The sequence below is a fragment of the Sphingomonas sp. NPDC079357 genome (assembly GCF_044901155.1).
In the GTDB taxonomy this organism is placed as follows: Bacteria; Pseudomonadota; Alphaproteobacteria; order Sphingomonadales; family Sphingomonadaceae; genus Sphingomonas.
Genome location: NZ_JBJDOM010000002.1, coordinates 499,141 through 522,098 on the forward strand (window position 1 = coordinate 499,141; position 22,958 = coordinate 522,098).

At 67.0% G+C, this 22,958-nt stretch carries 24 protein-coding genes and 1 pseudogene; 13 read left to right on the forward strand and 12 right to left on the reverse strand.

From position 1 onward, the window contains the following. Positions 1-66 precede the first annotated feature (66 nt). Both ACI2JO_RS11330 and ACI2JO_RS11335 read left to right on the forward strand, forming a co-directional pair. Positions 67-1,323, forward strand: a complete 1,257-nt coding sequence (locus ACI2JO_RS11330) for an MltA domain-containing protein (protein WP_404720788.1) — start codon at positions 67-69, stop codon at positions 1,321-1,323. Further along, positions 1,298-1,831 carry a Smr/MutS family protein gene (locus ACI2JO_RS11335; protein WP_404720789.1) on the forward strand — a complete coding sequence of 178 codons (534 nt, stop codon included), beginning with the start codon at positions 1,298-1,300 and terminating at the stop codon, positions 1,829-1,831. The genes ACI2JO_RS11330 and ACI2JO_RS11335 overlap by 26 nt, the downstream gene beginning before the upstream one ends. Here ACI2JO_RS11335 and dapE read toward each other — a convergent pair. Continuing rightward, positions 1,814-2,947, reverse strand: a complete 1,134-nt coding sequence (gene dapE, locus ACI2JO_RS11340; RefSeq protein ID WP_404720790.1) for a succinyl-diaminopimelate desuccinylase — start codon at positions 2,945-2,947, stop codon at positions 1,814-1,816. The genes ACI2JO_RS11335 and dapE overlap by 18 nt on opposite strands. 14 nt (positions 2,948-2,961) lie before the next feature. Here dapE and ACI2JO_RS11345 point away from each other — a divergent pair, with 14 nt between their 5' ends. Both ACI2JO_RS11345 and ACI2JO_RS11350 read left to right on the forward strand, forming a co-directional pair. Next, a complete protein-coding gene (locus ACI2JO_RS11345; RefSeq protein WP_404720791.1) occupies positions 2,962-3,141 on the forward strand; it encodes a hypothetical protein in 180 nt (59 codons plus the stop codon). Between the two features lie 12 nt (positions 3,142-3,153). Further along, positions 3,154-3,393, forward strand: a pseudogene (locus tag ACI2JO_RS11350) (cupin domain-containing protein); the annotation flags it as partial. 2 nt (positions 3,394-3,395) lie between these two features. On the opposite strand, the gene ACI2JO_RS11355 reads toward ACI2JO_RS11350, so the two are convergent. After that, the gene (locus tag ACI2JO_RS11355; RefSeq protein ID WP_404720792.1) at positions 3,396-4,058 is read right to left on the reverse strand and encodes a glutathione S-transferase family protein; all 663 of its coding nucleotides are present in this window, start codon (positions 4,056-4,058) and stop codon (positions 3,396-3,398) included. Between the two features lie 146 nt (positions 4,059-4,204). Between ACI2JO_RS11355 and ACI2JO_RS11360 the strand changes: the two genes are divergently transcribed. Beyond that, positions 4,205-4,372, forward strand: a complete 168-nt coding sequence (locus tag ACI2JO_RS11360; RefSeq protein ID WP_404720793.1) for a hypothetical protein — start codon at positions 4,205-4,207, stop codon at positions 4,370-4,372. A 63-nt stretch (positions 4,373-4,435) separates the two neighbouring features. On the opposite strand, the gene yihA is transcribed toward ACI2JO_RS11360, so the two are convergent. From yihA to ACI2JO_RS11390, 6 genes are all read right to left on the reverse strand, one after another. Continuing rightward, the gene (gene yihA / locus ACI2JO_RS11365; protein ID WP_404720794.1) at positions 4,436-5,086 is read right to left on the reverse strand and encodes a ribosome biogenesis GTP-binding protein YihA/YsxC; all 651 of its coding nucleotides are present in this window, start codon (positions 5,084-5,086) and stop codon (positions 4,436-4,438) included. Continuing rightward, positions 5,083-6,786: a membrane protein insertase YidC gene (gene yidC, locus ACI2JO_RS11370; protein WP_404720795.1), complete on the reverse strand. Its 1,704-nt coding sequence runs from the start codon at positions 6,784-6,786 to the stop codon at positions 5,083-5,085. Before yidC ends, yihA begins: the two co-directional genes overlap by 4 nt. Before the next feature lie 44 nt (positions 6,787-6,830). Next, complete coding sequence (yidD, locus tag ACI2JO_RS11375; protein WP_159757472.1) at positions 6,831-7,043, reverse strand: membrane protein insertion efficiency factor YidD; 213 nt, start codon at positions 7,041-7,043, stop codon at positions 6,831-6,833. Beyond that, positions 7,040-7,393, reverse strand: a complete 354-nt coding sequence (gene rnpA, locus ACI2JO_RS11380) for a ribonuclease P protein component (RefSeq protein ID WP_404720796.1) — start codon at positions 7,391-7,393, stop codon at positions 7,040-7,042. The genes yidD and rnpA overlap by 4 nt, the downstream gene beginning before the upstream one ends. A gap of 47 nt (positions 7,394-7,440) precedes the next feature. Then, positions 7,441-7,575: a 50S ribosomal protein L34 gene (gene rpmH, locus ACI2JO_RS11385; RefSeq protein WP_028056723.1), complete on the reverse strand. Its 135-nt coding sequence runs from the start codon at positions 7,573-7,575 to the stop codon at positions 7,441-7,443. Positions 7,576-7,662: 87 nt separating this feature from the next. Next, on the reverse strand, positions 7,663-7,938 hold the full coding sequence (locus tag ACI2JO_RS11390) for a hypothetical protein (RefSeq protein WP_404720797.1): 276 nt from the start codon (positions 7,936-7,938) through the stop codon (positions 7,663-7,665). 104 nt (positions 7,939-8,042) lie between these two features. On the opposite strand from ACI2JO_RS11390, the gene ACI2JO_RS11395 reads away from it, so the two are divergent. Further along, positions 8,043-9,551 carry a YifB family Mg chelatase-like AAA ATPase gene (locus tag ACI2JO_RS11395; RefSeq protein WP_404720798.1) on the forward strand — a complete coding sequence of 503 codons (1,509 nt, stop codon included), beginning with the start codon at positions 8,043-8,045 and terminating at the stop codon, positions 9,549-9,551. A gap of 124 nt (positions 9,552-9,675) precedes the next feature. On the opposite strand, the gene ACI2JO_RS11400 is transcribed toward ACI2JO_RS11395, so the two are convergent. Next, the gene (locus ACI2JO_RS11400) at positions 9,676-10,998 is read right to left on the reverse strand and encodes a dicarboxylate/amino acid:cation symporter (RefSeq protein ID WP_404720799.1); all 1,323 of its coding nucleotides are present in this window, start codon (positions 10,996-10,998) and stop codon (positions 9,676-9,678) included. Between the two features lie 72 nt (positions 10,999-11,070). Here ACI2JO_RS11400 and ACI2JO_RS11405 point away from each other — a divergent pair, with 72 nt between their 5' ends. Continuing rightward, positions 11,071-12,327: a M24 family metallopeptidase gene (locus ACI2JO_RS11405; RefSeq protein WP_404720800.1), complete on the forward strand. Its 1,257-nt coding sequence runs from the start codon at positions 11,071-11,073 to the stop codon at positions 12,325-12,327. Between the two features lie 3 nt (positions 12,328-12,330). On the opposite strand, the gene ACI2JO_RS11410 is transcribed toward ACI2JO_RS11405, so the two are convergent. Further along, the gene (locus tag ACI2JO_RS11410) at positions 12,331-13,050 is read right to left on the reverse strand and encodes a choice-of-anchor E domain-containing protein (RefSeq protein WP_404720801.1); all 720 of its coding nucleotides are present in this window, start codon (positions 13,048-13,050) and stop codon (positions 12,331-12,333) included. A 129-nt stretch (positions 13,051-13,179) separates the two neighbouring features. Here ACI2JO_RS11410 and alaS point away from each other — a divergent pair, with 129 nt between their 5' ends. Further along, the gene (alaS, locus tag ACI2JO_RS11415) at positions 13,180-15,843 is read left to right on the forward strand and encodes an alanine--tRNA ligase (protein ID WP_404720802.1); all 2,664 of its coding nucleotides are present in this window, start codon (positions 13,180-13,182) and stop codon (positions 15,841-15,843) included. 235 nt (positions 15,844-16,078) lie between these two features. Here alaS and ACI2JO_RS11420 read toward each other — a convergent pair whose 3' ends face one another. Beyond that, positions 16,079-16,741, reverse strand: coding sequence for a hypothetical protein (locus ACI2JO_RS11420; protein ID WP_404720803.1), 663 nt, complete (start codon positions 16,739-16,741; stop codon positions 16,079-16,081). A gap of 158 nt (positions 16,742-16,899) precedes the next feature. Here ACI2JO_RS11420 and radA point away from each other — a divergent pair, with 158 nt between their 5' ends. The 5 genes from radA to ACI2JO_RS11445 all read left to right on the forward strand — a co-directional run bounded on the left by radA (position 16,900) and on the right by ACI2JO_RS11445 (position 21,498). Further along, on the forward strand, positions 16,900-18,267 hold the full coding sequence (radA, locus tag ACI2JO_RS11425; protein ID WP_404720804.1) for a DNA repair protein RadA: 1,368 nt from the start codon (positions 16,900-16,902) through the stop codon (positions 18,265-18,267). A gap of 153 nt (positions 18,268-18,420) precedes the next feature. After that, positions 18,421-18,975 (forward strand): CvpA family protein, encoded by a 555-nt coding sequence (locus ACI2JO_RS11430; RefSeq protein ID WP_404720805.1) that lies wholly within the window; start codon positions 18,421-18,423, stop codon positions 18,973-18,975. Then, the gene (locus ACI2JO_RS11435) at positions 18,972-19,406 is read left to right on the forward strand and encodes an iron-sulfur cluster assembly scaffold protein (RefSeq protein WP_404720806.1); all 435 of its coding nucleotides are present in this window, start codon (positions 18,972-18,974) and stop codon (positions 19,404-19,406) included. The genes ACI2JO_RS11430 and ACI2JO_RS11435 overlap by 4 nt, the downstream gene beginning before the upstream one ends. Continuing rightward, positions 19,406-21,169 (forward strand): cation:proton antiporter, encoded by a 1,764-nt coding sequence (locus tag ACI2JO_RS11440; protein ID WP_404720807.1) that lies wholly within the window; start codon positions 19,406-19,408, stop codon positions 21,167-21,169. Before ACI2JO_RS11435 ends, ACI2JO_RS11440 begins: the two co-directional genes overlap by 1 nt. Further along, the gene (locus ACI2JO_RS11445; protein WP_404720808.1) at positions 21,166-21,498 is read left to right on the forward strand and encodes a DUF423 domain-containing protein; all 333 of its coding nucleotides are present in this window, start codon (positions 21,166-21,168) and stop codon (positions 21,496-21,498) included. The genes ACI2JO_RS11440 and ACI2JO_RS11445 overlap by 4 nt, the downstream gene beginning before the upstream one ends. A gap of 4 nt (positions 21,499-21,502) precedes the next feature. Here ACI2JO_RS11445 and ACI2JO_RS11450 read toward each other — a convergent pair whose 3' ends face one another. Further along, on the reverse strand, positions 21,503-22,915 hold the full coding sequence (locus ACI2JO_RS11450) for an MFS transporter (RefSeq protein WP_404720809.1): 1,413 nt from the start codon (positions 22,913-22,915) through the stop codon (positions 21,503-21,505). Between the last annotated feature and the right edge of the window lie 43 nt (positions 22,916-22,958).

Genomic DNA, 22,958 nt, shown 5'->3' on the forward strand with positions numbered 1-22,958 from the left:
AAGCCGACTGTAAGGGGGAAGAGGTTGCGGAGTAATGCGACGCTCGCAGTTGCGGGCGCCCTTTTGATGGCTGGCTGCGTAGGGCCGGGCGGACGTTCGGCGCCGCCGCTCCCGTCATCGCGACCCGTTGCTGCAACGCCGCTTCCCTCGGCGATCCCATCGCGTCCGGGCGCTGTGCGCCAGCCAGTCGCGGCAGTTCCGTTGCCCGCATTGCCGGTGATGGCAGTCCCTGGCGCAACGAGCGCCGCGTCGGCTGGCCTTACGCCGGCGATCGACCTGACCACCGTTCCACTCGATCCCGCGCAGGCCAGTGCGGCGCTGACCGCTTTTCGTATCTCATGCCCCAGCCTGGTCCGGCGCACCGACACGTCTGGCATGACGATCGGCAGCGACTGGCAAGCCGCCTGTACGGAGGCGGCGCGCACCGACCTGTCCGCCGCGCCGACGTTTTTCCAGCGCTGGTTCGAGGCGGTGCAGGTCGGCGACGGACGAGCCTTTGCCACCGGCTATTACATTCCCGAGATCGCCGGCTCGCGCCGTCCGCGCGCCGGCTATGCGCCGATTTACGGGCGCCCCAGGGATCTGATCGAGGTCGATCTCGGCGCTTTTTCGCCCACCTGGACCGGTAAGAAAATCCGCGGACGGGTCGATGGCATGTCGCTGATTCCATACTTCGATCGAACCGCGATCGAAGAGGGCGCGCTCGACGGTCGCGCGCCGATCCTCGGCTATGCCGCCGATCCGGTCGAACTGTTCTTTCTGCAGGTGCAGGGCTCGGGCTTCATTCGCCTTGACGAAGGCGGGGTGCTGCGGATTGGCTACGACACGCAGAACGGGCGCGATTACACGGGGATCGGCGCGCTGATGAAGAGTCGCGGGCTGCTCGGTCCGGGTCAGTCGTCGATGCAGGGGATCGTCGCGTGGTTGCACGCGCATCCCGACGAAGGGCGCGCGATCATGCGCGAGAACAAAAGCTATGTCTTCTTCCGCGAGCTGACGGGGGCTCCGCAAGGCGCGCTCGGCCTGCCGGTCAGCGGCGGCGCGACGGTCGCGGCCGATCCGAAATTCGTGCCGCTCGGCGCACCGGTCCTCCTGTCGATGGACCGCACCGATGCCAACGGCATCTGGATCGCGCAGGACACCGGTGGTGCAATCAAGGGCAGCAACCGCTTCGACACGTTTTGGGGCGCGGGCGAGGAAGCACGCGCGATCGCCGGCGGGATGAGCGCGCGCGGCACCGCGTTCGTGCTGCTCCCGCGCGGTAGCTATGCGCGATGGCGGGCAGGGCAGGCGGCGAGTGGCGGCACGACGCCTCGGCCCTGACGAAGAGGCGCTGTGGGCGCGGGTGCGCGCGACCGTGCGTGCGATGCCGGGGCGCAAGGTCGCTGCGCCGTCGCCCGAGCGGTTGCCGCTGCCCGCACCGGTGAAGGGCACGATGGTCCCCAGCGTTCCCACGCCGCCACCGTCCCACGCCCGGCGCGAACCCGGTCACACGCTCGACGGCGGCTGGGATCGGCGGCTCGCGGGCGGGGTCGTCGCGCCCGACCGGACGATCGACCTCCACGGCCATACGCTCGCCAGCGCCCATGCCGCGCTGGAAATGGGATTGGGACAGGCGGTGATGCACGGCGATCGCGTCATCCTGCTCGTCACCGGCAAGCCGCCGCGCCCCGAAAGCCAGCGCCCGCACGCGCGCGGTGCGATCCGCGCCGCCATCCCTGACTGGCTGCGGCTCTCCGCCTTTTCCGGCGCAATCGCCGCCGTACGCAACGCCCATCCGCGCCATGGCGGGGCGGGTGCATTGTACGTGGTGTTACGCCGTCGACGCTGAAAACGTGCGCTGGATGATCCGGGTGTAGATGTCGGTCAGCTGTTTCAGGTCGGCGATCGATACGGCTTCGTCTGCCTTGTGCATCGTCGCGTTGAGCAACCCGAACTCGACCACCGGGCACAAGGCGCGCAGGAAGCGCGCGTCCGAGGTCCCGCCGGTGGTTGATAGCTCCGGCGTGCGGCCGGTCACCTCCAACACGGCGGCGGAGACCAGCGCGGAGAGCGTTCCCGGCACGGTCAGGAACGCCTCGCCGGAGATGCGCGGCGTGACGATCGCCTCCGGGGCATGAGAATGCACGATCGCCGCGACGCGCTCGGCGAGTGCCTGCCCACTTTGCAGGTCGTTGAAGCGGATGCTGATCCGTGCGGTCGCGCGCGCCGGGATCACGTTGGTGGCCGGGTTTCCGACCATGATGTCGGTGATCTCGAGGTTCGACGGCTGAAACCATTCGCTACCCTGATCCAGAACCAGGGCATCCAGCTCGGCGAGCATCGCGACCAGTCGCGGGATCGGATTGTCGGCGAGATGCGGATAGGCGACATGGCCTTGCCGGCCCGGCACCTCGATCCAGATGTTGACCGACCCACGCCGCCCGATCTTCACCATATCGCCGAGGACGGCGACCGAGGTCGGTTCGCCGACGAGACAGAGATCGGGCAGCAGCGCCCGCTCGTGCATCCGCTTAATCAGCGACACAGTGCCGAACGTGGCCGGACCCTCCTCGTCGCCGGTGATGATCAGCGTCAGCTGTCCGGCGTCCGTCGGGACGCGCGCCGTTGCGGCGATGAACGCGGCGACCGCCCCCTTCATGTCGACCGCGCCACGCCCCATCAGCAGGCCGTCACGCTCTTGCGCCGCAAAGGGATTGGCACTCCAGCCGTCACCGGCCGGCACGACATCGACATGCCCGGCAAAGGCGAGATGCGGCCCCCGCGCCCCACGCGTGGCGAGCAGATTTTCGACCGGCCCGTCCGGCGCATCGCCGGTCACCCGCCGCTCGACTGCAAACCCGAGCGGCACCAGCGCCGCCTCCAGCACCTCGAAGACCGGCCCGCGCGCCGGGGTGACGCTCTCGGCGCCGATTAATAGACTGGCGAGTTGAACGACATCAATCAAAAGGAGGTTTCCCTATGCCGAAGCTGGACATCGCCGCCGTGACGCCGGCCTTGGGCAGCGGCTATCCTCCGCCATTTGCCGCCGCCGCATCGGGCAGGTTGGTGCGCGATCTGGCATCGGCAGGGGGACTGGAGGATTTCGTCGCCACCCACGTCACGATCCCGCCCGGCGGCTGGTCGTCGCAGCGGCATTGACATGAGGGCGAGGACGAGATCGTCGTCGTGCTTTCCGGCACCGCGACGCTGGTCGACGACGATGGTTCGCGTCTGATGCGCGCCGGCGAGGTCGCGATCTTTCCCAAGGGCGACCGCAACGCGCATCATCTGCGCAACGACGGCGACGCGCCCTGTGTGCTGTTCGCGGTCAGCCTGCCCGAACGCTCGACCGTCCATTATCCGGACATCGAGATGCGCTGGTCGCCCGACACCGGCTACGCAAGCGACTGACATCAGGCGACGGGCTGTTCGAACTTCTCGATCACCCATTCCTCTTCCTGTGCGCCGGCAATCCAGTCCTGCATGAACTGATGTTGCAGGACCGCCAACACGTAGGCGGCGGCGAAGCGCGGGGTGGGAAGCGAATAGGTCGCGATTCGCGTGCACACCGGCGCGAACATGATGTCGGCCGCACCAAACTCGCCAAACAGGAAATCGCCGCCGCTGCCGAACCGTGCGCGCGCCTGCGCCCAGAGTTCGAAGATCCGCGTCAGGTCTGCGCGAACATCGTCGTCGGGCGTGACGGGTGGATAGACCTGCCTGACGTTCATCGTATGCTTGCGGCGCAGCGCGGCGAAGCTCGAATGCATCTCCGCCGCCATCGATCGCGCCATCGCACGCGCTGCCTCGTCCTCGGGCCAGAAGCGTTCACGGCCGACCTTGTCGGCCAGATAGTCGACGATTGCGAGACTGTCCCACACCACGGCATCACCGTCCCACAGGATCGGCACCTTGCCCGACGAGGGCGCAAACTCGTCTCCCTCCCGACGGCGATCCCATTCGTCGTCGTAAAGCGGGACAACCACTTCGTCGAACGTCATTCCGGACTGCCGGCACGCGAGCCAGCCGCGCAGCGACCAGGAGGAATAGGCCTTGTTACCGATGATCAGCTTCATGCGCCCGGAGTAGGGGGCAACGCGGCGCAGGGCAACGCCGCGCGAGATTTTGGCGAGCGGCGCGTTAACCGGCCTCGTCCATCGGCTGGCAGCTATGTGCGCCTATTCTGGATCAACAGAAGGATCGTGAACCAAGGAGCACTGCCATGGCCAGCTTCCCCCCGACCGACGCCGCGCTGGGCGCTTCGACCCCAGCGTTCGTCCATGCGCCGACCTTCGTATTCACTGCCGATGCGCCGGCCCCCAGCCGTTCGGAAGTGCTCCGCAGGCAAATCGAAGCCGCGCGCGGCGCGCGCCGCGCCACGATCTGGTAAGCTTGATCCGTCGCCCCGGACCTGATCCGGGTGCCGCTTGCAGGTGACCGAACAGCGTAAAGCTCAGCCGATCGCCTCTACCACCGCTGCCCGCAACTCGGCGATTCCCATCCCGCCTTCACTGGAGGTGACGATGATCTCGGGGTGCGCCGCCGCCCGCTTGCGCGCCTCGGCCTCGGTCGCGGCAACGGTGACCGCGAGGTCGCTCGCCTTCACCTTGTCGGCCTTGGTCATCACCAGCCGGTAGCTGACCGCGGCGCGGTCGAGCATTTCGAGGATCTCGCGATCGACGTCCTTGATGCCGTGGCGGCTGTCGATCAGCACCAGCGCACGCTTCAGGACCTGCCGTCCGCGCAGGTAATCGTTCACCAGGAACCGCCACTTCTTGACGATGTCCTTCGGCGCTTTCGCAAAGCCATAACCGGGCATGTCTACCAGTCGGAATGCCAGTGGCTCGCCGACGTCGAAGAAGTTCAGCTCCTGCGTCCGCCCCGGCGTCACCGAGGTGCGCGCCAGCGCCTTGCGCCCGGTCAGCGCGTTGAGCAGCGACGACTTGCCGACGTTCGAACGCCCCGCAAACGCCACCTCCGGCACCTCATCCGCAGGCAGGAAGTCGAGCGCAGGCGCAGACTTCAGGAACTCGATCGGCCCGGCGAACCGCTTGCGCGCCGCCTCGATTCCATCCTCGTCGAACCGGGGATTGATGTCGCTCATTTGACGGGCGCCGCCTTTAGCTGCGGATGGCGGCTGTAAAGCCACTTCTGCTGCATGATCGAGATGCAGTTGGTGGTGATCCAGTAGATCTGCAGCCCGACCGCGAAAGGCGCCATCACGAACATCAGCACCCACGGCAGGATCGCGAACACCTGCTGCTGCGCCGGGTCCATCTGGGTCGGGTTGAGGCGGAACTGGAAGAACATCGAAATGCCCAGCAGCACCGGCACCACGCCGATCGCAAGGAAGTGCGGCAGGGTGATCGGAATATAGCCGAACAGGTTGAGGATCGTCGCGGGATCGGGCGCCGAAAGGTCCTTGATCCACAGCGCGAACGGCTGATGACGCATTTCGATCGTCAGCATCAACGCCTTGTAGAGCGCATAGAAGATCGGGATCTGGATCAGCGACGGCAGGCAGCCAGCGAGAGGATTGACCTTCTCCGCCTTGTACAGCGCCATCGTCTCCTGCTGCTGACGCTGCTTGTCGTCCTTGTAGCGTTCCTGGATCGCCTTCATCTTGGGCTGGAGCGCGCGCATCGCCGCCATGCTCGCGAACTGGCGCTGCGCGATCGGGAAGACGAGCAGGCGGATCGTCAGCGTCAGGATGATGATCGCGACGCCGAAATTGCCGATCAGCTGGAACAGCCAGTCGAGATAATAGAAGATCGGCTTCTCGACGAGCCGGAACCAGCCCCAGTCGATTGCATAGTCGAGCTTCGTCACCGCCCCGGTGTCGGTGTAGCGGTCGAGCAGCTTCACTTCCTTCGCGCCCGCGAACAGCTTGGCGGTCTGCGTCAGCTGGCGGCCCGGCGGCAACATCTGCGGCGCGGTCGTGAAGTCCGCCTGATAGGCGTTGTTCGCCCCGGCGCGGAACTGCCCGTCGAATGCACGGCCTTGATCGGGGACGAGCGCGGCCAGCCAGTATTTGTCGGTGAAGCCGAGCCAGCCGCCGGTCGTCGTGAAGCGCGTCGGCTCCTTGTCGACGTCCTTGAAGTTCGGATTGTAATGCGCCGCACCGTTGTTGACCGACATCGGTCCGGTGTGGATCGTCCAGCTGTCCGGATCCTTCGACACGCCGACGCGGCTGACGAGGCCGTACGCCGCGACCGGCACCGCCGCACCGCCGCCATTGGCAACGGTCTGCCTGACGGTGAACAGATAGTCGTTGTCGATCGCGATCTCGATCGTGAACCGCTGCCCCTGCGGGTTGCTGGCGGTCAGCGTCACCGGCTTGCCCGGGGTCAACACCGGCGCGGAGGCGGTCCAGACCGTGTCGGCGGCCGGCGGGGTCAGCCCGTCGGCGCGCCATCCGAAGCCCGCGAAATAGGCGTCGGTCGTTCCGGCCGGCGAGAAGAGCCGGATCGGCGGCGAGTCCTTGGCGATCGATTCCTTATAGCGGGTCAGCACCAGATCATCGATCCGCGCGCCCTTCAGATTGATCGAGCCCTTCAGCGCGGGTGTATCGATCCGCACGCGCGGGCTTTCCGCCAGCACGACGCTGCGGTCGCGGATCGCGGCGGGCGAATCGGCGGTCGGGTCCGCGGCGGGGTTGGGCAGCGGCTTGTTCTTGCCGTCGACCATCTTGGTCGCGGGCGGGTTCGCCGTCGGGAAGACGCGGCTCTGGATCAGCGGCCATCCGAACAGGATCAGCGCCGCGATCACCGCGAACAGCACGAAGTTCTTGCTCTCGTCCTTCACCAGCGTCCCACGCTTTCCTTATGGCACCGGATCATGCCCGAGCCTTATGGCACCGGATCATGGCCGTGCCCGCCCCAGGGATGACACCGCGCAATCCGGCGTATTGCCAGCCAACTACCTTTGCCCGCGCCATAGCGGCGAAGCGCCTCGATTGCATAGGCTGAACATGACGGCTGGAACCGGCACGACGGCGGCAGCAGGACCGACGGCCCCAGCTGCCAGCCGCGTGCGAGCAGAATCAGCGCGCGCGCGATCACCGTTTCGGCCGCGACCGGTTGCCACCCGGCGCAACGCTGCGGCTCTTCACCAGCGCCTTGGCCAGATGCCCGCGCAGGTCCGCATAATCGGAGGTGAGCGCCGCCTCGCGCCCGATCAGCACGTGATCGGCGCCGGGCCAGCCATGTTCGGGCAGGATCTCGCGCGAGAGCGCCCGGAAGCGCCGCTTGATGCGGTTGCGCACCACCGCGTTGCCGACCTTCTTGGTGACCGTGATGCCGATCCGCATCGCCGTGTCACCATCGTCGCGCGGGTGCACCAGAAGCACGAAGCCGGGCATCGGCACCCGACGCCCGGCGTTCGCGGCCAGATAGTCCGGCCGTCTGGTCATCCGCCCGACCGCGACCAAAGCCGCGGGCAGGCGGGTATCCGTCGTGCTTACGCCGACAGCTTCTTGCGACCGCGCGCGCGACGCGCCCGGATCACCGCCCGGCCGCCGACCGTGGCCATCCGCGCGCGGAAGCCGTGACGGCGGGCGCGCACCAGATTGCTCGGCTGAAAGGTCCGCTTCATCGTTCATGTCCCGAAATCGAATGTCGAAGGGCCGCCCAAGCGGACGGCCCGAAAGAAGGACGCCGTTAGGGGAGGCTGCCGCCAAAGTCAACGCGTCGCGGCACGATCGCGCGCGCGCCGCCGCAGGGCGCTGCGCCGCCGGAGCGCAACATCGACCATCCCGCCGATTCGCGGCCAGCGCCGTTTGGCGCGTGCGAACCACAGCCGGCTGCGCGGCGAATTGCGCAGGATCAGCACCAGCCCCGCCGCCATCGGGAAGACCCCGCCGGGGCCGGGCAGGGGCGCGATCACCGCAGCGAGTAACAGCAACAACCCGCCGAGCAGCAATTGCGCATATCGCAGGGCCGGATGGCGGCGGGTCATGGCTGGCATGTGGCGCAGGTGTGTTGCAGTTGCAAGGCACCATGGGATCATTCTGTCCCGCCGCAAGGCCGCTTTGAGACGGACGGTTACGGGAACGGGGAAGCATGGTCGCGATTGTATCGACGGTAGCCTATCTGGGGCTGGAGGCGCGTAGCGTCGAGGTGCAGGTGCAGCTGATCCCCGGCTTGCCGGCGTTCAACGTTGTCGGGCTGGCGGACAAGGCGGTCGGTGAAAGCCGCGAGCGGGTGCGCGGCGCGATCGCGGCGATGGGACTGTCGCTCCCGCCCAAGCGGATCGCCGTGAACCTGTCCCCGGCCGATCTGCCCAAGGAAGGATCGCACTTCGACCTGCCGATCGCGCTGGGGCTGCTCGCCGCGATGGGTGTGGTCGATGCCGAGGGGCTGGCGGAGTATGTGGTCGTCGGCGAACTGGGGCTCGACGGGCGGCTCGCGCCCTCGCCCGGCGTGCTGCTCGCCGCGCTCCACGCCGCCGGGACGGGCAGGGGGCTGATCTGCCCCGACGCGCAGGGTAGCGAGGCGGCGTGGAGCGGCAGCACCGAGGTGATCGCCGCCCCCGACCTGCTCGCGCTTCTCAACCATCTGAAAGGTCACGGTCTGCTTGCCTTGCCGAAGCCCGGTGACGTGGAAGAGATGCGCTCCGGCCCCGACCTGCGCCAGGTGAAGGGCCAGGAAGTCGCGAAGCGCGCGCTGGAGATCGCGGCGGCGGGGGCGCACAATCTGCTGTTCGTCGGGCCGCCGGGCGCGGGGAAGTCGCTGATGGCGGCATGCCTGCCCGGCATTCTCCCGCCGCTCGACCCTGCCGAGGCGCTTGAAGTGTCGATGGTCCAGTCCGTGGCTGGCACCTTGCCCGGCGGCACGCTGACCCGCACGCGTCCGTTTCGCGCGCCGCATCATTCCGCGAGCATGGCGGCGCTTACCGGCGGCGGGTTGAAGGTAAAGCCCGGTGAGGTCAGCCTCGCGCATCACGGCGTGCTGTTCCTCGACGAGCTGCCCGAGTTCCAGCGTGCGGTGCTCGATTCGCTCCGCCAGCCGTTGGAGAGCGGTACCGTCAGCGTCGCGCGCGCCAACGCGCACGTCACCTATCCGGCACGCGTGCAGTTGATCGCGGCGATGAACCCGTGCCGCTGCGGGCACCTTGGCGATGCGTCGCTGGCCTGTGCCCGCGCGCCGAAATGCGCGGCGGACTATCAGGCGAAGGTCTCCGGCCCGCTGCTCGACCGGATCGACCTGCACGTCGAGGTCGCTGCCGTCAGCGCGGTTGACCTCACCTTGCCGCCACCCGCCGAAGGCTCGGCGGAGGTCGCCGCGCGTGTAGCGGCGGCGCGGGTGATCCAGACGGCGCGACTGGCGGACATCGGGATGCGGACGAACGCCGAACTCGATGGCGAGAGCCTCGCACGCTTCGCCTCACCTGACGCCGCCGGCCGCGAGCTGCTGGCACAGGCGGCGGTGGCGATGAAACTCTCGGCGCGCGGCTATACCCGCATCCTCAGGGTCGCAAGGACGATCGCCGATCTTGCGGGTGCGGAGACGATCGGTCGCATGCACGTCGCCGAAGCATTGAGCTACCGCCGTCAGCCACCGCGCAATTGATTTCGTCATGCCCGCGAGGGCGGGAATTCAGCCGCGAAGGTCCGTCGATAGAGGCGCAATCGCTTGAGGTTCTGGATTTCCGCCTGCGCGGAACTGACGATATGGCTGGGCCAGGGGGGGTCCCTCAAACCTCCCGGAAACTCTCAACCTCACGCGCCGGCCCCTGCCCCGAAGGCGCAGCCGCCCCCGCGACCACCGGAGATTCGCGCGGGTCGAGCCCTCCTTCCCATTTCGCGATAACCGCGCTTGCCACCGCATTGCCGATCACGTTGGTCGCGGTGCGCCCCATGTCGAGGAAGTGGTCAATCGCCAGCACCAGCAGCAGCCCGGCCTCGGGAAGCTTAAACATCGGCAAGGTCGCCGCAATCACCACCAGGCTCGCGCGCGGCACGCCCGCGATCCCCTTCGACGTCACCATCAGCACCAGCAGCATCGTCACCATCTGCCCCACCGACATGTCGATGCCGTAAGCCTGCGCGATGAAGATCGACGCGAACGTCATGTAGATCATCGACCCGTCGAGGTTGAAGGAATAGCCGAGCGGCAGCACGAAGCTGGCGATCCGTGGCGGCACCCCAAACCGGTCGAGCGCCTCCAGCATCCGCGGATACGCCGCCTCCGACGACGCGGTCGAGAACGCCACCAGCAACGGCTCGCGCACATAGCGGATCAGTTCGCGGATCCGCGTTCCGATGAACAGGAATCCTATACCGAGCAGCACCGCCCACAGCACCAGCAACGTCAGGTAGAAGCTGCCCATGAAGTACGCGAGCTGCCCGATCACGGCGGGTCCACGCTCGGTCAGCGTCCCCGCCACCGCCGCGAACACCGCAACCGGGGCAACGCGCATCACGTAATCGGTGACCTGCAGCATCACATGCACCAGCGCGTCGATCGCCTTGACCAGCGGCTGCGCCTTCTCACCGACGGCGGTGATCGCGACGCCGACGAACACTGACATGACGACGATCTGCAAAATCTCGTTCTTTGCCATCGCATCGACCATCGAGGCGGGCACGATGTGCGTGAAGAAATCCTTGAGGTTGAACGCAGCGGTTTCCAGCCCGCTCGACTGTCCGGCCGGCGGCAGCGCCAGCCCGATCCCGACGCCCGGCTGGAGCAGGTTGACCATCACCAGCCCGAGCGTCAGCGACAACAGGCTGGCGGTAATGAACCACGCAAGACTGCGCGCGCCGATCCGGCCGAGCGCGGCGGTGTCGCCCATCTGCGCGATCCCCGACACCAACGTCGCGAAGACGAGCGGCGCGATGATCATCTTGATGAGGCGCAGGAAGATGCTGGTCAGGATCGAGAAATATCCCGCGATCTCGGTCAGCCGCGCCTGTGCGGCCGGGCTGCCGTCGTCGAGCCACGTGTTGAGCACCAGCCCGACGATCAACCCGAGCACCAGCCCGCCGAGAATATAAAGGGTCAGCCGCTTGGCCATTCAACGCTCCCGTATGCGCGTATAGGGAAGGGGATTGCGGTCGCGCGGTCAAGCACCGTATCGTTCGCAACCATGTTCTCCGTATCCTTCCGCCCGACGCGTCGCGCCCTGCTTGGCGGCGGTGCCGCGTTGCTTGCCACCACTGTGGTCCGTGCGGCCGAACCCGATCTCGCCGGCCTGTCCGACATGACCGGCGGTGCGGTGCCGATCGGGCTGGCGGAACGTCAGGCCCGGCTGGCGCGGGCGCAGGCATTGATGCGGGCAAACGGGATCGGCGCGGTGCTGATCGAGCCGGGCGCAAGCCTGATCTATTTCACGGGCGTTCGCTGGGGCCGTAGCGAGCGGCTGACCGCGGCGGTACTTCCGGTCGAGGGTACACCCTGCATCGTCACGCCGTTCTTCGAGGAACCCTCGGTGCGCCAGACGCTTGCGGTCCCGGCGGAGGTTCGCGTGTGGCAGGAGGACGAAGATCCGCTGAAGGTCGTCGCCGGCTTCCTGCGCGACCGCAAGCTGGCGGGCCGGACAGTCGGTATCGAGGAAAGCGCCCGTTTCTTCGCCTTCGACGGGCTGGCGCGGGCGCTTCCCGCCTCGAAGCTGGTCAGCGCCAATCCGGTCGTGCGCGGTTGCCGGATGATCAAGACACCCGCCGAGATCGCGCTGATGCAACTCGCCACCGATGTGACGATCGCGGCCTATCGCTGGACCTATCCTCGTGTCGAAGCCGGGATGACCGGTGCGCAGATCGGCGCGTTGATGAACGCCGCGACGCGCAAATTGGGCGGTGATCCCGAGTTTGCGGTCGCCTTGGTCGGCCCGGCGTCCGCGCTGCCGCACGGCAGCCGCGAGGTGATCCGCGTTGCCGACGGACAGGCCGTGCTCATGGATTGCGGCTGCACGGTGCAGGGCTACCAGTCCGACGTGTCGCGGACCTGGGTTCACGGGCGCGCGACCGCCGAGCAGCGCAAGGTATGGCAGGACGTGGCGAACGGCCAGCGGCTCGCGTTCGAATCGGCACGGCTGGGCGTGGCGGCGGGCGAAGTGGACGACGCGGTTCGACGCTTCTACGCCTCGCTCGGCTACGGCCCCGGCTACCGGTTGCCCGGCCTGTCGCACCGCACCGGGCACGGCATCGGCATGGACGGGCACGAGCCGGTCAACCTCGTCCACGGCGAGACGACGTCGCTCGCCGCCGGCATGTGCTTCTCGGACGAGCCGGGCATCTATCTGCCCGGCAAGTTCGGCATCCGGCTGGAGGATTGCTTCCACATGACGCCGAACGGCCCGGCGTGGTTCAGCACCCCGCCGGCCTCGCTCGACCAGCCGGTCTGACCGTCAGGCCGCCGCGGGCATTTGCCGCCGTCGACGACGCAGCGCCGCGCCGGTGGTCGCGAAACCCGCAATCATCAGCGCCCACGTCCCCGGCTCCGGGACCGCGGGCGTGTAATCGTAGGTCAGCGTGTAGTTTGCGCTGCCGCAGAAATCCTCGCCCGGTGTGATCGGGTTGCCGTCCCGAACGATGCATCCGCCCTGCAGCTGATTGATCGCCCCGCCAAGCGGAACGCCGCTGAACGATGTGTCGCCGGAGGCCACGGTTTGTCCGTAGTCATAGCCGTTGAAGGTCACGCCGCGATTGAGGAACTGCGCCGGATCGAACGCGAAGGTCGCCGAACCACGCGCGACGACCTCGAAGAAGCCGAAATTGTTGGGACCATTTCGCCGGTTCAGCGGCACCATGGTCGTGCCCGCTCCAGCCAGCGCGACAAGGGGGGTGCCGAGCGCGACATTGTCCGACCGCAACTGCCACGAGCCATCGATTGTCCACGCCACGTTGGCGGTCGTCGCGCTCCCGGCCGGCGCCGACACCACCCAGCCACGGGACTTGGACAGGTCGACGGTCAGCGTTACCTTGTTCAGTGCACCCAATTGCGTATCGAAGCCATTGAAGCCCGACAGCGCGTTCTGCTCGCTGTCGGTCTGAACGATGACGGCAGCCGACGCGACATGCGCCATCGAGGCCGCGATGATCGCGGCCAAAACCAGCAAACCCCTCATTTATCTTCCCCCGAATCCTTGCTCTTCGGCTTTGCATACATGGTTAATTCAGACAACAGCCGTTGCGCCGAGTCGTGAGCGGCACCGAGCCTCTAGGCAGCGCCGCGTTCGCGGATTAAGTCGGGCCTCATGACCGCTACCAACGACATTCGCCGCTCGTTCCTCGACTATTTTGGCTCGGCCGGGCACCAGATCGTGCCTTCCGCACCGCTGGTGCCGCAGAACGATCCGACGCTGATGTTCGTCAACGCCGGTATGGTGCCGTTCAAGAACGTCTTCACCGGGCTGGAGACGCGGCCGTACCGCACCGCGACCTCGTCGCAGAAATGTGTCCGGGCCGGCGGCAAGCACAACGATCTCGACAATGTCGGGTACACCGCGCGTCACCACACCTTCTTCGAGATGCTGGGCAATTTCAGCTTCGGCGATTACTTCAAGGAACAGGCGATCACCCACGCCTGGACGTTGCTGACCAAGGAATGGGGGCTGCCGGCCGACAAGCTGACCGCGACCGTCTTCCACACCGACGATCAAGCGTTCGAGCTGTGGAGGAAGATCGCCGGGCTTCCCGAGCACCGCATCATCCGCATCGCGACGAAGGACAATTTCTGGGCGATGGGCTCTGACGGGCCGTGCGGTCCGTGCTCGGAGATCTTCTACGATCACGGCGAGCATATCCCCGGTGGCCCGCCGGGCAGCCCCGACGAGGACGGCGACCGCTTCGTCGAGATCTGGAACCTCGTGTTTATGCAGCATGTGCAGGAGGCCGATGCGATCGTCGGCGATCTGCCGCGCCCTTCGATCGACACCGGCATGGGGCTGGAGCGTGTCGCGGCGGTGTTGCAGGGCGTCACCGACAATTACGACACCGACACGTTCAAGGCGCTGATCGCCGCCTCCGGTGCGCTGACGCACACCGCGACCACCGGCGACAATCAGGCGAGCCACCGCGTGATCGCCGATCACCTGCGCTGCGCCGGCTTCCTCGTCGCCGACGGCGTGCTGCCCGCCAACGAGGGGCGCGGCTATGTCCTGCGCCGGATCATGCGCCGCGCGATGCGCCACGCGCATCTGCTCGGCGCCAAGGAGCCGCTCATGCACCGGCTGGTCCCCGCGCTCGTCGCTGAGATGGGCGTCGCCTATCCGGAGCTGATCCGTGCACAGCCGCTGATCGAGGCGACGCTGCGACAGGAGGAAACGCGCTTCCGCCAGACGCTCGACAAGGGCCTGCGCCTGCTCGACGACGCCACGACGGGGATGAAGCCCGGCGACACGCTGTCTGGCGACACCGCCTTCCGTCTCTACGACACCTATGGCTTCCCCTACGACCTGACCGAGGACGCGCTGCGCGCGCAGGACTTCAAGGTCGATCGGGCCGGCTTCGACGCCGCGATGGCCGAGCAGAAGCGCGCCGCCCGCGCCGCGTGGAAAGGCTCGGGCGCGAAGGCGTCGGACGATCTGTGGTTCGATCTGGTCGAGGAAGTCGGCGCGACCGAGTTCACCGGCTATACCAGCGACGTCGGCGAAGGCGTGGTGCTAGCGCTGGCCAAGGATGGCACCCGCGTCGACCATGTCGGCGTGGGCGACACCGTCGACGTGATCGTCAATCAGACGCCGTTCTACGGCGAGAGCGGCGGGCAAGTCGGCGATGCCGGGATCATCAGCAGTGACAATGGGTTGCGCGCCGATGTTGCCGAAACCTCGAAGCAGCTTGGCAAATTGTTCGTCCACCACGCGACGATCGCCGCGGGCGAGCTGAAGGTCGGCGATACCGTCAAGCTGGCGATTGACGTCGCCCGCCGCGCGGCGATCCGCGCCAATCATTCGGCTACCCACCTGTTGCACGAGGCGCTGCGCCAGAAGATCGGCACGCATGTCGCGCAAAAGGGCTCGCTGGTCGCGCCCGAGCGGCTACGCTTCGACGTGTCGCATAACAGCGCGATGACTGCCGACGAACTCGCCGAGGCCGAGCGCGCGGTCAACGCGCAAATCCGCCGCAACGGCAGTGTCGATACGCGGCTGATGACTCCCGACGAAGCGATCGCCGAGGGCGCAATGGCGCTGTTCGGCGAGAAGTATGGCGACGAGGTTCGGGTCGTCTCGATGGGCAGTGAAGACGACGGGAAGACCTATTCGATCGAATTGTGCGGCGGCACCCATGTCCGTGCGCTCGGCGACATCGGTGTGTTCAAGATCGTTGGCGAGAGTGCGGTCTCATCGGGCGTGCGCCGGGTCGAGGCACTGACCGGCGAGGCGGCGCGGCAATGGCTCAACGCGCGCGACGAAAAGCTGCGCGAGGCGGCGGCGACGCTCAAGGCGTCACCCGACGAAGTCCCCGCGCGCGTCGCGGCGCTGGTCGAGGATCGCCGCCGGCTCGAGCGGGAGTTGGCCGAGGCGAAGAAGGCGCTGGCGCTCGGCGGCGGCACCGGCGGCGCTGCGGCCGGGCCCGAGGCGGTCGGCGGCGTCGGCTTCGTCGGCCAGGTGCTGGACGGCTTCGAGGCAAAGGGGCTGCGCGGCGCGGTCGACGATGCCAAGGCGCGCGTCGGCTCGGGGGTCGCTGCGCTGGTTGCGGTCAACGACGGTCGCGCCTCGGTGGCGGTCGGCGTCACCGCCGATCTTGCCGGCGAGATCAGCGCGGTCGACCTGTTGCGACAGGCGGTGGCGGTTCTCGGCGGACAGGGCGGTGGCGGTCGCCCGGACATGGCGCAGGGCGGTGGTCCCGACGGCGACAAGGCCGCCGACGCCATTGCCGCGATCCGCTCAGCGCTGGAAAGCCGCACCGTCAACGCTTGAGGCGACGTCGCCGCGGACGTGATCCGGAGCCTCGCTTAACCGTCATTGCAAGCCTAGCGAAGTAACGACGGTAGGCTGAGGTGACCGTCACCCGGAAGCCGCTATCTCCGGCTTGACCCGGCATGCCGGACCTTTTTTCTACCGGGCGAAAAAAACAAAACGCCGTCCGTGCCTGACCGCACGGACGGCGTTTCGCCGGGAACGTGGCGGAGCCGAAACCCCGCCACCTCCTAACTCAGCGCGGCTTGCGCTTCGACTTTGCCGGCGCCGCGGTCTCGGTCGTCGCTGCTGCCGCAGTATCGGTCGTCGCTGCCGACGTATCCGCCGTCGCGCCTGCACCGGCGGCCGGCGCCGCTGCCGACATCGCCGCCTTGAGCTGCGCCGCCGTCATTCCGAGCAGAATGCCCTGCGGTCCCGGGCCGAAGCCGGTAACCGGCAGCACCGCGTCACCGTCGGCGGTGGTCAGCGTCACGCCACTGGCGTCGACGGACTTGATCGTCCCCAACTGCGTGCCGCCGGTGCCATAGACGGTGGCACCCGGAACGAGCTTCGACTTGAACTCGGCGGACGCCTGCGCCTGCTGCTGACCGGCGGCGGCCTCAAGCTGTGCCTTCGTCATTGCGAGCACCGGGCCTTGTGCGCCCTTGCCCAGCGAGGTCAGCGGGATCGCCGCCTTCACGGTGCCGGTATTTACGACGGCATTGCTGCCGTCGGTCGATTCGACGGTCCCGACGACACCGCCGGAGGTGTCATAAACGGTCGCGCCCGTCGTGACGGCTGCACCAGCGGCCGGCGCGGTCTGCGCACCCGCTGGTGCCTGGGCCGGGGCCGCTTGCGCAAGCGCGGCGCCCGGGATGAGCGCGGCAGTGGCAAGGGCGATAACGGCGAAATGCTTCACGAGGAACTCCTTTACTCGTTGGCAAAATCTTGGTCGAGAGCAAACGGTTGTTCCCGAACAGGGTTCCGAATCTGTAACAACCCGCCTGTCGCTGCGATGAACGTCTTGTTCATCTGACGCGTGTTCCCTGATCGTTCCTGATGCGCTAGGTGCAAACAATGGCGAAGGTTCAGAAGAGATTTGTTTGTCAATCGTGCGGCTCGGTCAGTCATCGCTGGCAAGGGCAATGTGCCGATTGTTCGGAATGGAACACGCTGGTCGAGGAAGCGCCGCTCAATGCCACGCCCTTCCAGGCGAAGCACAATCTGCAGGGCGGTGGACGCATGATCGCGATGACCGCGCTCGATGCGGCGTCCGAGCTGCCGGCGCGCCTGCCATTCGGTATCGCCGAGTTCGATCGCGCCTTAGGTGGTGGGCTGGTAACCGGGTCGGCGACGTTGATCGGGGGCGATCCCGGGATCGGCAAGTCGACCTTGCTGCTTCAGGCCGCCGCCGCTCTGGCGCGTGCGGGGCATGACGTCGCCTATGTTTCCGGCGAAGAGGCGGCCGATCAGGTGCGGCTGCGCGCGCAACGGCTGGGGCTTGGCGACGCGCCGGTGCGGCTTGCGGCGGCAACATCCACGCGCGATATCCTGACGACCCTGGGGCATGGTACGCCGCCGCGCCTGTTGGTGATCGACTCGATCCAGACCATGCACTCGGATCTGATCGAAGGCGCGCCGGGCACCGTCAGCCAGGTGCGCGCCACCGCGCAGGAATTGATCCGCTTTGCGAAGGAACGCGGTACCGCGGTCGTGCTGGTCGGGCACGTGACCAAGGACGGGACAATCGCCGGACCGCGCGTGCTCGAACATATGGTCGATACGGTGCTGAGCTTCGAGGGTGAGCGCAGCCATCAGTATCGGATATTGCGCAGCCTCAAGAATCGTTTCGGCGGCACGGATGAGATCGGCGTCTTTGCGATGGCCGGGGACGGTTTGGTCGAGGTAACAAATCCGTCCGCGCTGTTCCTCACCCAGCGCGATGAGGGAGTGACCGGCACGACAGTCTTTCCGGCGCTGGAAGGGACGCGGCCCGTGCTGGTCGAGATCCAGGCCTTGGTCGTGCGGGTGGCAAGCGGCGCGACGCCACGGCGATCGGTGGTGGGCTGGGACTCGGCGCGCCTGGCAATGATCCTGGCGGTGCTTGAGGCGCGGTGCGGGCTCAGCTTCTCGACCTGTGAAGTCTATCTCAACGTCGCTGGCGGCTATCGCATTCAGGACCCTGCGGCCGACCTCGCGGTGGCCGCCGCACTGGTATCCGGGCTCAGCGAACGCCCGGTCCCCGCCGACGCGGTTGCCTTTGGCGAGATTGCGCTCTCGGGCGAGTTGCGTCCGGTGGCGCACGCGCCGTTGCGGCTGAAGGAGGCGGCGAAGCTGGGGTTCGAACGTGCGTTGCTTCCCGCCGCGGTCGAGCGGAGTGAAATGCGCCAGTCTTCGTTCCGCACCCTGGGCCATTTTGTGGATCACCTGCTCGGTCGCGGATGAACGCCGCTGTCCTACAGCGTCCAACAACGGCTAGGCTGGCGGTCCGGCGCGACATGCGCACTCGTGCGTGAACGTCGCGCAGGTGCCGTTCGGCACCACCTTCGCCAACATCCGGCCCTAGCCGATCGCGGGATCGCGCCATAAGGAGGGGGCATGAACCTGGAGCCGCTCGACATCGCCGTTCTCGTGCTCGTCGCGCTGACCGCGCTCGGCGGCGCGCGGCGTGGCTTCGTCGGTGAGGTGCTGGCGCTATTCGCCTGGGTGGCCATGATCTTTGCGCTGAAGATCTTCCATCTCCCGCTGTCGAAGGCGCTCGCCGGCTCGATCGCCAGCGTATCGGGTGCGGCGGTGCTGGCGTTCGTGCTGCTGACCGGCGGAACGTATCTGGTCAGCCGCTTGATCATCAACGCGATTTCAGCGCGAACCCGTACATCGGTGCTGGGGCCGATTGATCGCGCGCTCGGCTTCGGTTTCGGCGCGCTCAAGGGCCTGATCCTCGCCAGCCTCGCCTTTCTTTTCCTCGTTTTGATGCTCGACCTCACCGGAGGCGGGCCGACGCGGCGACCGGTATGGGTAAGGAACGCGCGCACCTTCCCGTTGTTGGTGGCGACAAGCGGCGCAATCGCTGATTTCGTGGATCGCCGGCGCAAGGGACAGCCGGTGTTCGCGCCGCGCGCAGCCTCCCGCTCGAACGACGGACAATCATGAGCCTCAACCTTTACACGCCCGATATCAGCGCTTTGGCGATCGGCAATCCGTATCCCGAGCGTCTTGTTGATGCGCATGGCTCGGCCGAACGCCGCTCGCCGATCTGCGGTAGCCGCGTCACGATAGACGTTTGCTTGGGAGAGGACGGGCGTGTGGTCGCTCTGGGTACGCAGGTGCGTGCCTGCTTGCTCGGACAAGCTTCCTCTACGCTGCTGGCTCGCCACGCCATCGGCCGCTCGGCCGACGAGTTGGCGGCTGCGCGCGACTCGCTGACGCAATGGCTGGCTGGTGAGGGGGAGGTGCCGGCATGGCCGGGCCTCGACATCTTCACACCGGGGCTGAAGCTCACCGCGCGACATCCCTCTATCCGGCTCGCCTTCGAGGCCGCGGCCGACGCCGCCAGACAGGCGCTTGCCCTGAGGAACGGCTGATGGAACACGCCGACCTCTCGATGATACGCGACGGCACGATCCTTTTGGGCGCGGGCTTGCTGTTCGTGCTGCTGTTCCGGCGGCTTGGACTCGGCGCCACTCTGGGCTTTCTTGTCGCCGGCGCGGTGGTCGGCCCGCATCTGCTGGGGCTGGTCGGTGACGCCGAGGCGAAGCTCGGGTTCGCAGAACTCGGCATCACCTTGCTTCTGTTCATCGTCGGTCTCGAACTGAGCCCGCAGCGATTGTGGCGGTTAAAGCAGGACATTTTCGGGCTCGGGCTTATTCAGGTCGTGGCCTGCGGCATCGCGCTCGCTGCGATCCTTGCGCTGGCGGCGCGCTTCTCGCTCGCCGCCGCATTGGCGGTTGGCATGCCGCTCGCGCTATCGTCGACCGCGCAGGTCTTGCCGATGCTGCAATCCTCCGGGCGATTGCGTACCCCGTTCGGTGAGCGTGCCTTCTCGATCCTGTTGTTCCAGGATCTGTCGATCATCCCGATGATCACGATCATCGCTGCGATGAGTCGTAACCCGGCCGCGACCACCGGACCGGAAGGCTGGGTGCTCGGGCTCTATACGGTGCTGGCGATCGTCGGATTGGTCGCCGCCGGACGATTTGTTCTGCGCCCGCTATTTCGCCTCATCGGGCACCTCGGCGAGCGTGAGATGTTCGTGTTCGCTGCGCTCTTTACGGTCATCGCCGCCGCGGCGGTCATGGAGCGGCTCGGGCTGTCGACCGCGCTTGGCGCATTCGTCGCGGGCGTGATGCTGGCTGACAGTCCGTACCGGCATGAGCTGGAAACCGACGTCGAGCCGTTCCGTGCGATCCTGCTGGGCCTTTTCTTCCTTGCGGTCGGCATGATGCTGAACCTGGAGGCAATTGCCGAGCGGCCGGTGTTCGTGATCGCGATGGCCGCTGCGTTGATCACGACCAAGGCGGCGATCATCACCCTGTTGGGGCTAGCGTTTCGGATGGGCTGGCGACAGGCGCTCGCGCTGGGGCTGTTGCTGAGTCAGGGTGGCGAGTTCGGGTTCGTTCTGCTCGCGCAGGCGCAACAGGCGCTGCTGATCGCGCCTGACGCAGCCAGTCTGTTCGGCGCGATCATCACGCTGTCCATGGCGACCACCCCGTTCCTCATGATGTTCACACGCCGTTTCCGCGAACAGCCGATCACCGCGCAGGAAGATCGCGACGGACCAAGCGCGGATGGGGCGAACGCGATCATCGTCGGCTATGGTCGCTTCGGTCAGACTGTCGGCCAGATGCTGATGGCGCAGGACATTCCCGTGACGCTGATCGACACCGACATCGAGATGATCGACATCGCAGGCGAGCTTGGTTCCAAGGTGTACTACGGCGATGGCACCCGACTTGATCTGTTGCGGCAGGCGGGCGCGGCGGAGGCCGAGCTGATCCTGTTCTGCATGGATGGCGACCAGCTGTCGCTTGACCAGCTTGAGGCGGTGCACGAGGCATTTCCCAATGCCGCGCTCTATGTGCGCGCCTATGATCGACGCGCGCTGATCAGGCTTAAAAATGGTCCGGCGCGCGCGGTGGTACGCGAGGTGCTGGAATCAGCGGTAAAGATGGCGCGGCTTGCGATGCATGGTCTCGGCATCGGGCCAGGCGAGATCGACCGCGCGGAGCAGGTGTACCGCGCCAGCGATAAGGAGCGGCTCCGGATCCAGATCGAGGCGTCCGATCCGCAGGCTGCCCGCGCGATGATCGCCGAACAGCATCCATGGGGTGGAGGAGAGCGGTCTTGAACCTGATCGTCGTGCTGGCGGCGCTGTCGGGCGCGATCGCGGTCGGGGCAGGAGCCTTTGGCGCGCATGGTGCCAGCGGCGCGGCGGTCGAGTGGTTGAAGACTGGCGCGCACTATCAGCTTGTCCATGCCATCGCGGCGTTGGTCGCGCTACGGCTTGAGGCGCGCGGGCCGGCATGGCTGTTCGTCGCCGGCGGCGCGATATTCGCCAGCACCCTGTATCTTATGGCGCTCGGCCTCCCACGCTGGCTCGGTGCGATGACACCGGTTGGCGGCACCTTGCTGATCGTCGGGTGGCTGTGGCTCGCATGGCTCGGCATGCGCGGCTGAGGGGTCAGCGGACCGCCGCGGCGGGCTGAACCTCTTCAACCTCGCCATTTTCTGGGTTGCGGATCGATGGCCGCAGCCGTGCAAGGCTGCACACGCCCGCAACCACCGCCAGTCCGGCCGCGACCAGGGGGGGAGTGGCGCCTGCGCCGACGTCGAGCGCAAGCAGCGCAGCGACCAGCGTGGCTCCAGTTGTCTGCCCGACCAGTCGAACCGTGCTGACCAGTCCGCCCGCAGCCGCTGCCCGCTCGCGCGGCGCCGAGCCGATGATGAGCCGGGCATTCGGCGGCAGGAACGCGCCAAATCCTGCCCCGCACAACGACATGCGCCACGCGATATCGAACCACGACGGATGCGGGGGCATGAACGCGAGCAGAAGCAGTGCGGCGGTCGAGATCGTCATGCCGATCCCCCCGAGCAATCCGGCCGGAACACGGTCTGACAGCCAACCCATTAGCGGCGCCACGATCATGTTCGTTAGCGGCCACGGCGCTATGACCGCGCCGACCGCTGCGGCAGTCATTCCGTAGCTGTGCGTCAGCCGAAAGGGCGTCGACAGTAACAGCGTCATCGAGGCGGTGAAGGCAGTAAAGCCGCCAAGCGTCGACAGGGCGATCACGGGTCGCGAAAGAAGATCCACTGGCAGGATCGGCTGTGCCGCACCGCGCTCTCTCCTGACATAGAAGCAGCCGATGGCGATGCCCGACGCGACGATTGCGAGTGAGACGACCGGACTGTCGCCATGTACAGCGCTTTCAGCGCCGCCGATGACAAGGCCGAACATCGCCGCGCACATCACGGCACCAGTGACATCGAAGGGGCTGTCGCGCGTCGCCGGGTCAGGTAAGGCGCGGCCTAGCAGCAGCGAAGCGAGTGCGAACGGGATTGCGCTGGCAAAGACCCATGGCCATGGGGCGATGGACAGCACCAGTCCGCCAAGCGTCGGCGCCGCCGCTGCGGACGAGGCGACCACCACCGAGTTGATCCCCAGTCCGCGGCCGAGCTGGGTCGCCGGGTAGGTTTGCCGGATGAGTGCAGATGCCACCGCCAATGCGCCCGTTGCGCCGACCGCCTGCACCGCTCGCACCACGAGCAGGAAAGGCAGGCTCTTGGCGAAGAAGCACAGCAAGGTGGCTACGGTGAACACCAATTGGCCGAGCTGATACATTCGCTTCAGGCCAATTCGGTCGCCCAGCCCGGCAAAGGGCAACATCAGCATGACCAGCATTAACTGGTACACGGTGACGATCGCCACGACCGACGAAGAACCGACATGCAGGTCGCGTGCGATCGTTGGCAACGCCACATTGGCGACGCCGCCATCAATGATGACCAGCGCGGTTCCGAATGACAGCGCAGCGATTGCAGCATAGCGGCGTGGAAGGGGAAGGCCGTCGTCGGCCGGTCGCGGATCGTTCATGGTTGGACCGAGGACGCGTCGGCCGCGGGGTTGTTCCGGGTCG

What these genes read in the sequence shown, in the direction of transcription:
- ACI2JO_RS11330 (WP_404720788.1), top strand. Translation starts at nt 67, where the DNA reads ATGGCTGGCTGCGTAGGGCCGGGCGGACGTTCGGCGCCGCCGCTCCCG.
- ACI2JO_RS11345 (WP_404720791.1), top strand. Translation starts at nt 2,962, where the DNA reads ATGCCGAAGCTGGACATCGCCGCCGTGACGCCGGCCTTGGGCAGCGGC.
- ACI2JO_RS11355 (WP_404720792.1), bottom strand. Translation starts at nt 4,058, where the DNA reads ATGAAGCTGATCATCGGTAACAAGGCCTATTCCTCCTGGTCGCTGCGC.
- ACI2JO_RS11360 (WP_404720793.1), top strand. Translation starts at nt 4,205, where the DNA reads ATGGCCAGCTTCCCCCCGACCGACGCCGCGCTGGGCGCTTCGACCCCA.
- yihA (WP_404720794.1), bottom strand. Translation starts at nt 5,086, where the DNA reads ATGAGCGACATCAATCCCCGGTTCGACGAGGATGGAATCGAGGCGGCG.
- rnpA (WP_404720796.1), bottom strand. Translation starts at nt 7,393, where the DNA reads ATGACCAGACGGCCGGACTATCTGGCCGCGAACGCCGGGCGTCGGGTG.
- rpmH (WP_028056723.1), bottom strand. Translation starts at nt 7,575, where the DNA reads ATGAAGCGGACCTTTCAGCCGAGCAATCTGGTGCGCGCCCGCCGTCAC.
- ACI2JO_RS11390 (WP_404720797.1), bottom strand. Translation starts at nt 7,938, where the DNA reads ATGACCCGCCGCCATCCGGCCCTGCGATATGCGCAATTGCTGCTCGGC.
- ACI2JO_RS11395 (WP_404720798.1), top strand. Translation starts at nt 8,043, where the DNA reads ATGGTCGCGATTGTATCGACGGTAGCCTATCTGGGGCTGGAGGCGCGT.
- ACI2JO_RS11400 (WP_404720799.1), bottom strand. Translation starts at nt 10,998, where the DNA reads ATGGCCAAGCGGCTGACCCTTTATATTCTCGGCGGGCTGGTGCTCGGG.
- ACI2JO_RS11405 (WP_404720800.1), top strand. Translation starts at nt 11,071, where the DNA reads ATGTTCTCCGTATCCTTCCGCCCGACGCGTCGCGCCCTGCTTGGCGGC.
- ACI2JO_RS11410 (WP_404720801.1), bottom strand. Translation starts at nt 13,050, where the DNA reads ATGAGGGGTTTGCTGGTTTTGGCCGCGATCATCGCGGCCTCGATGGCG.
- alaS (WP_404720802.1), top strand. Translation starts at nt 13,180, where the DNA reads ATGACCGCTACCAACGACATTCGCCGCTCGTTCCTCGACTATTTTGGC.
- radA (WP_404720804.1), top strand. Translation starts at nt 16,900, where the DNA reads ATGGCGAAGGTTCAGAAGAGATTTGTTTGTCAATCGTGCGGCTCGGTC.
- ACI2JO_RS11430 (WP_404720805.1), top strand. Translation starts at nt 18,421, where the DNA reads ATGAACCTGGAGCCGCTCGACATCGCCGTTCTCGTGCTCGTCGCGCTG.
- ACI2JO_RS11435 (WP_404720806.1), top strand. Translation starts at nt 18,972, where the DNA reads ATGAGCCTCAACCTTTACACGCCCGATATCAGCGCTTTGGCGATCGGC.
- ACI2JO_RS11440 (WP_404720807.1), top strand. Translation starts at nt 19,406, where the DNA reads ATGGAACACGCCGACCTCTCGATGATACGCGACGGCACGATCCTTTTG.
- ACI2JO_RS11450 (WP_404720809.1), bottom strand. Translation starts at nt 22,915, where the DNA reads ATGAACGATCCGCGACCGGCCGACGACGGCCTTCCCCTTCCACGCCGC.